This window comes from Treponema sp. (genome assembly GCF_045641405.1).
Taxonomy (GTDB): domain Bacteria; phylum Spirochaetota; class Spirochaetia; order Treponematales; family Treponemataceae; genus Treponema_D.
On record NZ_JAZUGX010000060.1, the window covers coordinates 1 to 12305 of the forward strand.

The following is a 12305-nucleotide window of genomic DNA, read 5'->3' on the forward strand; positions in this document are numbered from 1 at the left end:
AGAATTGGTTGAATACCTCGAATGGTACAATGAAAAGAGAATCAAGGTTAAATTAAAAGGACTGACTCCTTTACAATTTAGGAATCAGTCCTTAAAATCAGCCTAGTTAAAGTGTCCAATAATTGGGGTGCACTTCAAAAAGGCAGCCTTTTTCATTTATGCAAAAAACTTACTTTGCAAGATCAATGTTTTCACCAACAAGACCTACAAATGCACCCTGTTTTGCTTCGCTTGTATCAGGATGAGCGATAAGCCACTTGTTGCGTGCCCAAAGAAGCTTATCTTCAAAGTCGATTTCCTTAAGGGCTGGCTTTGCAGTGTTTGTGTCCTTTGGAAGAACGATGATAACGCGGAATCCTTCCTTGCTTACAACACCGTCCTTAACAGCATTACATGGAGCATAGTGGAGAGTTGTTTCATAAACCTGAACAACAGTTCCCTTTGGAGCGTAGAATGCTTCTACCTTTGATGTATCAAGCTTTCCGTCCTTTACATCGCTCAATGTTGCAAGCAAAAGAACCATGTCGTTTGCAGGAATGTTGAGTTCTGAACCGCGGTGCCATTCAAGGCAGTTGAGCTTTGTGTTGTAACCGTTGCAGTAACCGATCTGGATTGGCATTCCGCCGTAAGCGTTTACAGAGAATGTTTCACCCATGATTGCTTCAAGGTCAGCATCACCTGGTTCATAGATTACAGCATCTGCTGGCTTTGGAGTCTTTTCTTCAAGCTTTGCAAGAAGAGCATCAACGTTATATCCATTAAGTACCTTTCCGTACTTTGCGAAATCAGCATCAAATACAGATTTAATTGTCATTTTTATACCCCGTAAAAAAATAAGTGTGCTCTCGCACGGAACAATGGCCTGTTCCGAGGATGCAGCTTGTCCCAGCAAGGCTTCCGCAGGTCGGCGCTGCAAGTCTACACAGTCCATTAACCCGCGCTACGCACACTTTAGTTTAATTGCCAGTATAAAACTGGCAAATGTCATTCCGATAATTAGCGTTCCAAAACCTTAGCAAGGCATTCTGGTGTAAAGCCGAGGGCTTCTGCTACCTTGTTTGCTGGACCAGACATACCAAAGCGGTCGATTGTGAAGCAATCTTCCTTCTTTGCATATCCTTCCCAACCCTGGCGGCATCCAGCTTCTGCAACTACAACGCGCTTTGTGTTGCCCATGATCTTTGCACGGAATGCATCGTCCTGAGCTTCAAAGAGGTTCTTGTCCATGACTGAAACAACGCGGATCTTCTTGTTTGGAACAAGAGCAGCAGCCTTGAGTGACATTTCAACTTCTGAACCAGATGCGAGGATTGTGATGTCTGGAGAATCGCTTCCTTCCTGAACAACATAAGCACCCTTGCGTACTGTGTTCTTCCAGTCCTTGTCTGCCTTTTCGTAAACAGCAATTGCCTGGCGTGTGAATGTCATGAGTACTGGGTGATCCTTTGAAGCAACAGCCATTTCCCATGCGATTGCAGATTCTTCTGCATCACCTGGACGGAGCATCTGAACATTTGGCATACAGCGAACTGAAGCAAGTGTTTCGATTGGCTGGTGTGTAGGACCATCTTCACCAACGTAGATTGAATCGTGTGTAAGAACATAGATGTTAGGAATCTTTGCAAGAGCTGCAACGCGGAGTGATGGGCGGAAGTAGTCTGTGAATACGAAGAATGTTGCACCGAATGCGCGCAAGCCCCCGTGGAGGTTGATACCGCTCATTACCTGAGACATTGCGAATTCGCGGATACCGTATTCGATTGTACGTCCCTTGCGGTTTTCTGGGCTGTATGTTCCGTCGTCCTTGTTTACCTTTGTCTTGTTTGGCCCCTGAAGGTCAGCTGAACCACCAACAAGCCATTCGTAGCGGTCTGCCATTGTGTTGAGGGCCTTACCTGATGCATCGCGTGTAGCAAGCTTGTCGCCTACCTTGTATTCAGGAAGTGCAGCTTCTCCAGTCTGTTCCTGGTTCCAGTATGCCTTCCACTTCTTTGCAAGTTCAGGATTTTCTGCTGCCCATGCATCGAATGTCTTCTGCCAGTCAGCCTGAGCCTGTGCCCATTCCTTGCGCTTTTCTTCAAAGTACTTGTATGCTTCTGGAACTACATAGAACTGTTCGTTTTCTGGAAGTCCAAGAGCCTTCTTTGCTTCCTTACATCCTTCTTCTCCAAGTGGAGCACCGTGAACATCAGCAGTACCAGCCTTTGGAGCACCCTTACCGATTGTAGACTTAAGGATGATGAGGGAAGGCTTTGTTCCTTCGCGCTTTGCTGTTGCAACGAGGTCAGCGATTTCCTTTACGTTGTACATAGATCCGCGGAATACGTTCCAGCCGTATGAAAGGTAGCGCTGTTCGATGTTGTCTGTAAATGTAATGTCTGTGTTTCCGTCAATGGAAATCTTGTTTTCATCATAGAATACGATGAGCTTGTTAAGCTTCATGTTGCCTGCAAGTGAACAAGCTTCTGAAGAAACGCCTTCTTCAAGACAGCCTTCACCAACAAGTGCGTATGTGTAGTGGTCAACGATTGTGTGCTTTGGTGTGTTGAACTTTGCTGCGAGCATTGATTCTGCTACAGCCATACCAACAGCAGCGGCAACCCCCTGTCCGAGTGGACCAGATGTGCATTCCACACCGTCTGTATCGCCGAATTCAGGATGACCTGGACACTTTGAACCAACCTGGCGGAAGCTCTTGATGTCATCCATTGAAACCTTGTAACCGGCAAGGTGGAGAATTGAGTAAGCGAGCATTGAACCGTGTCCTGCTGAAAGAACAAAACGATCGCGGTCAACCCATTTTGAATCTGCAGGGTTGTGCTTCATTACTTCTCCGTAAAGAACTGCTGCGAGTTCTGCGGCACCAAGTGGAAGTCCAGGATGTCCTGAATTTGCCTTCTGAATTGCATCCATAGAAAGACTTCTGATGGAAAGAGCTGTTGCTTCGATAGCCTTTGTGTCCATGATTTACTCCTAAAAATGGAAAAAATTTTACGCCTCTATTTTAATACTTAAACCGTCATTTGGCAACCGGTTGCCATTATTATAACAAAAAAAATAGCTGTAAAACCCAAGGTCCTACAGCCTATTGAATGCTAGATTTCCTTTTTATTTAACTTCACATTTCTGCGTAAGCCTTATCAGCTCTTCCTTGCCTGGTTTCATCTGAAGAGATTTCTTGAATTCATCATTCTTGAAAAGGACTGCAAGCGACGAAAGTGCCTTTATATGAAACTGAGAAGAAGCAGAGAGAAGAATGAACATGGCATAGACCTTCTTGAAATCTGGAGCCTGCATGTCTATGGGAGTCTTAAGATATGCAACGATGGCGCGGCATTCGTCACTATTCGAAAACAATGGACGGCGTGGATGAGGAATCGCAATTCCATTTCCTACGGCTGTACTTAGAACCTTTTCACGGTCCATAAGTTCCTTTACAAGACTGTCCGCTGTAATTCCTGATGGAAGTTTTGCCTGGCTGCAGATAGAAGAGAATACTTCTTCGACAGTGTCACCTGAAGCAACGATCACATCACCCTTTGAAATGAGCACTGAGGCACTGTAGCTTTCTTCAATCATCGTTCACTCCCCACTTTTTTTGCTTCAATTACGATGCTGGTCTGCAATGTCATTCTACCTTACAATCTTAAACTGACTTCTCTGTTCCTTAGCAAGCGCAGCTTCAAGAACGCCAGAAATCTCGTCAAAATTCCATTCCATTCCATCAAGGGAAAGAAAATAGTTTTCTGCCAGTTCTTCCGCCTGAGGTTCCGTTGCAATCCCCTCAAGCATCTTAAGTATATGCTCATGAAGCTGCAAAAGAATCACGAGTTCGTTGGAAGGAAAATCCAGGAAAGTCTTGCCGTTGTAGTCGATTTTTCTTATCAGCCCCGAAACTTTTCCGTAAAGTCCAAGGCATCGGCTTCTGACAGGACCAAGAATCTGGTCTGCAAACCAATTGTAATTCTGCGAAATTATACCGATTCTATCCTTCAATATCAAGGCAAGATCTCTGTAGAAAGCGTCATCCATAGAGTAGTCTTCATTGAAAAGGAACTTGAGAAAGGAACCTGGAATATCCTTTTCCTTCTTGAAGCAGGAATTAAATATGAATTGATCAATGACCGCAGGAGGAACAAACGACACTGAATATTCTTCAAATGTAAGGCCTTTTTTTGAACTGCCTGTACAGATGGCAGAATCCTTGTTCCATTCTCCAAAGGCAGGAACATCCTGACCCTTGTGCCAAAGTCTTGTTTCAACACCGTAATGCTGAAATCCAATTTTCTTTGCATAACGAATCATGAATTCTTCAATTGAACCGCAATAAGGTACACAAAGCTTTGCACGATTCCTGTAAACCACATCAATTATCTGATCTTCTATTGTTCCTAAAGGACCAGAACGGTCAAAACTTTCGAGCATCTTCTTTTCAAAAAGAGAATACCATTCAAGCCTCTTTTCCCCTACCGCACCATTATCAAACGGACTGTCGCTTGAATGAAGAACCATAACGTTAAGCTTACCTTTATCCCAATCGCTTACACAGCATAGGAGTCTATCACCTTTTCTGTAGTTGTAGTTCTCAGCAAGGTAATCCAGACTGAGTCCCGTAAGCTTTACCGTGTTGGGAAGTTCAAAATCCCGTTCCGCCATGTTGAGGTCTGAATTAGCAGGATCCGCGGCAATATATTGAGGGGCATATTCCTCTCCAAAAAGCATGAACATATCGATTGCCATGTCACTGTCAAAAATACCGATCTTGTTTGGAATTTTTTTCCCATTCACATAGAATTTCAAAGTCGAGGAAATTCTGTCGGACTCAACAAAAGGCATGCAACGGTCTCCTGCCACAAGAACACCTTGCTCTGCCTCTGCGGAAGTTGGCAATATGCTGAATATTTCCCCTGTAAAGGCACCTGCGTAGGTAAGATACTTGCCATTTGTAAGTTTCATTACATTGGCGCTGGATTCAAGATAGAATTCAATGTCCTGAGGTTCAGCTTCAATGCCACATGCCTCAAAGACCTTCTTCATTTCTGAAAGAGAAAATGGATGCCTATATGTACGAAGAAACTTGACTACAAGATCTTCTCTTCTTGATTCCATACTTTTAAATATAATACTTTTTCTAATGAATTCTAAAATTTCGAATTTAATTTTTGAATTATTATGTTCTTTGTCTATTCTTTATTTAGCCTTAAATCCGCAAAAAAACACGGATTCAAGGCAACAACTGCAATCTAATTGCGGATTGCATCAATGTTTGCTTTTCCACCAGGGACGAAAGGCAAGACGTTTTCGTCGCGCTCAATGTTAAGTCGAACAAAATGAGGGCCCTTTGCAAAAGCTTTCTTTGCCCAATCTGCATCTTCGTTGGCATTGACCGAATCAATTCCGAAACCTTCTGCGATTTTCAAAAGATCTGGACTCTTGATGAATTCACTTGCGCTGTAGTTCTTCTTGAAAAGATATTCCTGCTGCTGGTGAACCATACCAAGAACTCCGTTTTCAAGAACGATTACAGTTACATCAAGTTCATGCTCGGCCAATGTAGCAAGTTCCTGGACATTCATGAGAATGCTTCCGTCACCGCTGATACATACAACACGCTTCTTAGGATTTGCAAGAGCAGCACCTATCGCTGCAGGAAGACCGAAACCCATAGTTCCAAGGGATCCTGATGTAAGGAAAGTGCGTGGAGCTTCTACAGGATAGTACTGTGCAGACCACATCTGATGCTGCCCAACGTCTGTAGTAACGATGATATCAGTTGGCTTAAGTCCGGCTTTCTTTGCTTCTTCAGGAATCTGGTTGATGAAGAGTCTTGGATTTGGAGATGTCTTTTTCTTTCCACGACCAAGTTCAAAGCTTTCTGTTTCCGCAAAAATCTTTTGGAGTTCTGAAAGCCACGCTTTCTTTGACTTTGCCTTTGCACCGGCAAGTTTTTCTGTCAAAAGAGGAAGAGCTTCTTCAACATCATAAGTAAGTGAAGAATATGATGGGAGAATCTTGTTGATTTCTGCAGCATCAATATCGATGTGTAGAATCTTTGCATTCGGACAGAACTTTGCAATGGCACCTGTTGCCCTGTCGTCAAAGCGAACTCCAAGGGCAAGTACAACATCAGCATCATGCATAGCCTTGTTTGCGGCAAATGATCCGTGCATACCAACCATTCCAAAATTGTTTTTATGTGAACGAGGAACTGCACCAATACCCATAAGGCTTGTTACAACTGCAGTTTCATAAATGTCCATGAATTTCTTTATGCTGTCCGAAGCAACTTTTGAGTTGCATCCACCACCAACATAGAGGACAGGCTTCTGGGCTGCGCATAAAACTTCTGCCATATCTGCAACAGTAGAAGCAAGAGTCTTTTTGTCTGTAAAGAATTTTCTTGCAAGGGAAGAATTCTTTGCCTGCTTGATTGTATGAATCTGTGGCCATGCCTTGAATTCAACTTCCTTGAGCTGAACATCACGAGGAACATCGATGAGGACAGGACCTGGACGACCTGACACTGCAATGTCAAAGGCAAGTGGAATTGCTTCAAGAAGTTCAAGAGGATCCTTTACCATCATGCTGTGCTTTGTAATTGGCATTGAAAGACCGAATGTATCAGCTTCCTGGAATCCGTCCGTACCGATCATTGATGTATTTACCTGACCTGTAAATGCGACGATAGGTATTGAATCACAGCGGGCATCTGCAATTGCTGTAAGAAGGTTCATAGCACCTGGACCGGAAGTTGCCATACAGACGGCTGGGAGACCTGTAGAACGTGTCATTCCCTGGGCAATGAAGCCTGCAGCCTGTTCCTGGCGCACAAGAATATGCTTGATGGAACTTTTATTGAGCTCATCGTATAAAGGAAGAATCTGTCCGCCTGGAATACCAGCGACTGTCTTGATTCCTTCCAATTCAAGTAATTTCAAAATAATCTGAGAACCTGTAGCCTTAATCATTCCGCAAGTTTATATGTTATATGGAGAATTTTCAACAGATTTTTTTTGCCCATGACTCTAAATTCAACCTATAAATTACAAAATCAAGGGGTCTGTCCCCAGTATTCAGGAATTGCCCAGCAATTCCTGTGACGAAAGTGTATGGATAGACTGGTTGTAGGGAAGCAATGCTTTCGTCAGGGGTCTGTCCCCAATTCATTGCAATGTCTCCCAACGAAAAGGTGAATTAAATAGATTGCTGAACCGTTTTCAAGAATCTGGATTCCCGTTCTATTTTTAGCATTTACGGTATTATTGACGAAATTCACCAGAGCTTTGTTCCTGGCAGAAGCTGTTCCATCTATGATTGGATAGCCGATACAGCGGGTGCCGTTTCAGGTGCATTAACATTCATCGCGTTCTTAAGAATTGTTCAGAACAGAATTAAAAATAAATATTGAATGATCCTACTTTCTGAAAATCAGTTTTCTCAAGGCAAGTCTGAAAGCAACACCTAAAACAATCGTCAATGCAACAACGCTTAGTGCATAAAAGGCAAGATTTTCATGCCCTTCCTTGACGATAGGCATCATCTGGGAATCATAGATCATGAAGGACAATCCATAGACTGCCATGTAATTCATAAGGTATGTTTCAAGGGAATGTGTTCCCAAAAACCGGGTAACAGGATTAATAGATACAAACTTCATGTTTACCTGAACAACAAGGATCATAAAAAGGATTATCATCGGTTCCTCGACAATGAAGGCGATGCACCTGTCTATGATACAGGATTCTCCTGCAATGAGTTCAGACCAGTAATCGTGAACTGCAATCACCCTGAAAAAAACAAAGGCAGAAAGACAGAATAAAACAAAAGTTACAATAAGCTTGACCCAGTAGAAACTCTTGAACCAGGAAACAATGTTCTTTTCGTAGTTTGCAAAAATCATACCCATAAGGAAAACAATCGGAGTGTTGACCCACCATTCCCCGTGGAACCAAAACTGCATTGACTTTTCCCACCATCTTGATTCAGGCAAAGCATAAACCTCAAGGTGCCATCCGGGATTTTTCTGACTGAACGGAAAATGTCCAGCCAGACAAAAAACAACCGCCATTGCCAAAACGGCAAGGAACACAAAGTAAAATGCATCTTCCCTTCTGCTAAGGTTATAGAAAAGCACATAGAAAAGAAGGTACAGGATAACCAGAACGATAGGATACCAGGCGTATTCATTGAGTAGTGTAATTCCCAGGATTCCGCAGATCCATTTTGAAGCAGGAAAACTGCATCCCATAGCAAGGAAGAATACAGCATACAAAAGAATGTTCACATAGAAAGGAATGACAAGGGCCTTAAGGACGCGTGACTTGATGAAATTTTCAAGATACCCAGGTTTCGTATCTATGCTTTTTAAAAGTCCATAACCGGAATAAAAGAAAAAGACAGAGACAAAGAATATGCCGCTTACCGAAAAGATTCCAAGTTCATTGGTGCTTCTGAAGGACTGCTGAAGTGAAATATGATGGAGGATGATGCCAAGGGCACAAAGTCCCCTTAAGGATTTTGTTACATGAAGGCTGGAAAAATCTTCATTGTAACGTTTGCCGAATCCAGCGAAACGCAGTCCCCACAAAGCAAGAACAACATAGATTCCATAAACAGCATAACTTAAAATCATTTTTCCACTTCCCTATTTTTCATATTCTTCAAGACCAAGAAGGTAGCAGCAGGATTTCCGCACGATTGCAAACCGCGAGGATATTTCAGCAGAATATGTTTTCTGCCCCTTTATGTTTTTTACATATCGCTCGTCTACCAAAGTCACCTGGTTTATTCCCATGAAACTTGTTCTTAAAAATGCCATGAATTCATCTACTGAAATTTTTGGAGCAATGACACCGTCACTGATTTCCTTTTCCAATTCTTTTGCAAGGAACTTACATTCATTTTTCAATGAAAAAGGACTTTCTACCTGTGAAAAAATATACTTTGCCCTTTCCGGGAAATTTAAAACCATGTCTGAAAAACCAAAATGAATGGCAAAGAAAGGATGCTGGAATTTTTCAAGAACCATGGCAAACAATGAACAGACTTCATCCAATATTTCATGAATGCACCTTCGCCTGGCTTCGATTTTTTCAGCGGCATTGGCGGATGAATTTCTAGCGGCAGAAAGTTTTTCGGAAAACTCTTTTATGATTTTTTCTTTGTCTACGATTGTAAATGTTGAAACCCACTTTAAAACATCAATAAGGATGTCATCGACATTCTGGTAGAATCGGTATATACCTCCCTGACTCAGACCAGCTTCATCGATGACATCCTGCATGGTTACGCTGCAGACAGCCTTTTTATCACAGACTTTTGCAGCGGCCTCAACAATGAGTTTTTTTTTCTGTTCAATATATTCTTGGGTTACTTTTGGCATACAACTGATTTATTTTATCAGTTTTTTTGCCTGTTTACAAATCAGCCTGTATACAAGGCCTAAAAGTACGGAACCGAAAACAACACCAATTTCAAACAGAACAAGGTTCAAGTTACCACAACCAGAAATAACTTCTTCACTTCTTCCATTGTAAATCAATGGCCAGAACAAAAGCACAGCCATATAGTTCATAAGGTATGTTTCAAGGGAAATGTTTCCAAAGAAACGTGTAACTGGATTTTCAGTATTGAACTTCATCATGAACATGAAGAGAACCACTATGAACATGATAATCGAAGGCTGCTGCATGATCCATGTAATTGCCTTTTCGCCGATTCCAGGTCCATTGCCAGACAGTTCACTCCAGTAGCCAAAGTGATTCATTCCGTAAGACTGAAGCCATAGGCATCCTGCAAATACAGCAAAGGCTAACAGTAATTTTGCCCAATAGAACTTCTTGAACCAGAGTATGACTTTTTCTTCATTCTGGCCAAATAGGATTCCCATAAGGAAAGCAACACAGGTGTTGACCCACCATTCGCCAGAGAACCAGAGAAGCTTCAGATCCATCCACCACTTTTTCTGTTCCCAGAGCGCATCATCAAGATACCAGTTTGAAGGTCCGTTCCACCATGCAAAATGTCCGCCAAGCCAGAAGAATGAAGCAAGAAGAACTATTACAAGAGCAATGATTGCATTCCCTTTTGCAAACGACCTGCAGTTTCTGTATACGGCATAGAATGCAAGATATAGAATCGAAAGTACGATCGGAAACCAGGCATATTCATTTATCAAGGTAATACCTGTAATTCCACAGATCCACTTTGACAATGGATATTCCGCACCAATCACAAAGAAGAAAAACAAGGCGTAAAGGATTGAGTTCACCCAGAAAGGAACGGCAAGGGTCTTTACAATCCTGTTTTTAATGAAGCCATGAAGATAATCCTTTTTTGTAAGATAGCTTTTTACAAGGCCATAACCGGAACAGAAAAAGAAAATGGCAACAAAATAAATGCCAATGTCAGCAAAAAATGAAAGTGTCTTTGTTTCCCTGAAAGCACCCTGCTGAGAAACATGGTGAAGTATGACACCAAGTGCAGCCAAGCCCCTCAAAGCCTTCGTCTTGTTCAGGCTGACAAAATCCTTGTTAAACCCCTTTATTCCTGCAAATTTTCCCCCTGCAAGAATCAAACCTATGAGCAATGCATAGGTAACAATTGAAATGATCATTATTTCCTCCTGTTTTGATTAAATAAAAATGAAACTAGATTCATTATAAATCCAATTTTTCATCTGTCAATAAAAAAATGAAACTTGTTTCATTTTAATTTCAAACAACTCATTTGAGTTTAAATTGTTAGTTTAAAATCATTTTGCTTTTATCCCTGATGTGCTAATATATAGCCATGTCATTAAACTGCAACGAAATCAACGCAATACTTTCGGAATTGGATCTTGAAGGTTCATTCATCCAGGAAATCATACAGCCTGGTTTTGATACTCTTTGTTTCCGTGCAATCAACAAAGGAACCCTTGAAAACATTTTGATCTGCACTTCCCCACAGGCTACAAGAATCAACCTTACAAAATACAAGCCACCAAAGAATGAAAAACCATTGCGTTTCAATCAGTTTCTGAAATCCCGCGTTCAGGGAATGAGGATAAATTCCATAGTTCAACTGGGACTCGACCGCATAGTAAGGATGGATATTTCCACATGGAAGGAAAAGCTTTTCATCTACATCCGTCTTTGGTCCAACGCCGCAAATGTTATCGTTACAGATGAAAACGGAACTATCCTTGACTGCATGTTCCGCCGTCCTAAAAAGGGAGAAGTAACAGGCGGAAGTTTCATTCCGGAAGACAAGACTGTTACAGAAGAAGAAAAGGCCGCTTCCCTTGAAAGATTTCCAGTCCGCGATTTTTCTGACATTGAATTTACCGATGAACAGAAGTCCTTTACCTTCAATCAGAAAATAGACCTTTACTATTCCGAACATGCAAGGGTCCTTTCCCGCGAGAGTCTTCTTGAACAGGCAGAAAAATGGTACAACGTGCGCCACAGCAAAATGGAAGCTGCCCTTGAAAAACTCGAGCAGAAGAAAAAGGACTTTGAGAATTCTGGAAGCCTGAAGCACACAGGTGACCTTATCCTTTCTTTTGGATCACAGGCAGAAGGAAGCACCCTCACCTGCGTTGATTACGACACTGGAAAAGAAGTTCACATCAGGATCGATCCCAAAAAATCAGTTCAGGAAAATGCAGCCGTCTATTACGAGCAATACAAAAAAGCTGCCAGTGGACTTGAAGCTCTGGAACATGACATTGAACTTTCAAAAAAAGCGATTGCGGAACTGGACAGAGAATACCATGAAATGGTTACGCAGAAGAATGTCCTGAAAATAGAACAAATGCTCCGCCATGACACGAAGCCTAAACAGCAGACAGAAAAAACACACCCTGGACTTCATTACGAAATTGAAGGATGGACTGTAATCGTCGGAAGGACGGCAACGGAAAACGATGAGCTTTTGCGCCATTTTGTAAAAGGTCAGGACATGTGGATGCACACCAGAGACTATGCAGGCGGATATGTTTTCATCAAGGGAAAGAAGGACAAAACAGTTCCTTTGGATATTCTTCTATATGCGGGAAATCTTGCCGTCTATCATTCCAAGGCACGCAAAAACGGACAGGCCGACCTTTACTACACCCAGGTAAAGCATCTTCGCCGTGCAAAAAACGGGCCTAAGGGACTTGTGCTTCCAACCCAGGAAAAGAACCTTCTGGTCAAAATCGACGATGCAAGGATGCGTAAACTGGACGAATATCTGGTTCAGTAAGTTATAGACAGAAACTATATCAAACTATATTTATATTGTTATTGGATATAAAATGATTTTCCTATAAAATCATAACC

The 12305-nt window shown here is 42.1% G+C and carries 11 protein-coding genes; 3 read left to right on the forward strand and 8 right to left on the reverse strand.

The window, feature by feature from the left end; translation table 11 throughout:
* Positions 1-106: IS3 family transposase (locus ACKI39_RS09160; protein ID WP_407397092.1), on the forward strand; the 106-nt coding region annotated here is incomplete at its 5' end.
* A gap of 63 nt (positions 107-169) precedes the next feature.
* Here the strand turns inward: ACKI39_RS09160 and ACKI39_RS09165 are convergent.
* The 5 genes from ACKI39_RS09165 to ilvB all read right to left on the reverse strand — a co-directional run bounded on the left by ACKI39_RS09165 (position 170) and on the right by ilvB (position 6968).
* Positions 170-814, reverse strand: a complete 645-nt coding sequence (locus ACKI39_RS09165; RefSeq protein ID WP_407399808.1) for a DUF4867 family protein — start codon at positions 812-814, stop codon at positions 170-172.
* Positions 815-996: 182 nt separating this feature from the next.
* Entirely contained in the window at positions 997-2964 is a 1968-nt protein-coding gene (tkt, locus tag ACKI39_RS09170; RefSeq protein WP_407399809.1) for a transketolase, read from the reverse strand.
* A gap of 144 nt (positions 2965-3108) precedes the next feature.
* Positions 3109-3579, reverse strand: a complete 471-nt coding sequence (locus ACKI39_RS09175) for a PTS sugar transporter subunit IIA (protein WP_407399811.1) — start codon at positions 3577-3579, stop codon at positions 3109-3111.
* A 54-nt stretch (positions 3580-3633) separates the two neighbouring features.
* On the reverse strand, positions 3634-5109 hold the full coding sequence (locus ACKI39_RS09180) for a hypothetical protein (RefSeq protein WP_407399813.1): 1476 nt from the start codon (positions 5107-5109) through the stop codon (positions 3634-3636).
* A gap of 134 nt (positions 5110-5243) precedes the next feature.
* Positions 5244-6968 carry a biosynthetic-type acetolactate synthase large subunit gene (gene ilvB, locus ACKI39_RS09185; protein WP_407399815.1) on the reverse strand — a complete coding sequence of 575 codons (1725 nt, stop codon included), beginning with the start codon at positions 6966-6968 and terminating at the stop codon, positions 5244-5246.
* A gap of 302 nt (positions 6969-7270) precedes the next feature.
* Here ilvB and ACKI39_RS09190 point away from each other — a divergent pair, with 302 nt between their 5' ends.
* Entirely contained in the window at positions 7271-7408 is a 138-nt protein-coding gene (locus ACKI39_RS09190; RefSeq protein WP_407399859.1) for a VanZ family protein, read from the forward strand.
* Between the two features lie 6 nt (positions 7409-7414).
* On the opposite strand, the gene ACKI39_RS09195 is transcribed toward ACKI39_RS09190, so the two are convergent.
* From ACKI39_RS09195 to ACKI39_RS09205, 3 genes are read right to left on the reverse strand one after another with little or no spacing between them, the layout of a single operon-like run.
* On the reverse strand, positions 7415-8632 hold the full coding sequence (locus tag ACKI39_RS09195; protein ID WP_407399817.1) for an acyltransferase family protein: 1218 nt from the start codon (positions 8630-8632) through the stop codon (positions 7415-7417).
* Positions 8633-8644: 12 nt separating this feature from the next.
* Positions 8645-9382 carry a TetR/AcrR family transcriptional regulator gene (locus ACKI39_RS09200; protein ID WP_407399819.1) on the reverse strand — a complete coding sequence of 246 codons (738 nt, stop codon included), beginning with the start codon at positions 9380-9382 and terminating at the stop codon, positions 8645-8647.
* 9 nt (positions 9383-9391) lie between these two features.
* Positions 9392-10615, reverse strand: a complete 1224-nt coding sequence (locus ACKI39_RS09205) for an acyltransferase family protein (protein ID WP_407399821.1) — start codon at positions 10613-10615, stop codon at positions 9392-9394.
* A gap of 176 nt (positions 10616-10791) precedes the next feature.
* On the opposite strand from ACKI39_RS09205, the gene ACKI39_RS09210 reads away from it, so the two are divergent.
* Complete coding sequence (locus tag ACKI39_RS09210) at positions 10792-12228, forward strand: NFACT RNA binding domain-containing protein (protein WP_407399823.1); 1437 nt, start codon at positions 10792-10794, stop codon at positions 12226-12228.
* The last annotated feature ends 77 nt before the right edge of the window (positions 12229-12305 follow it).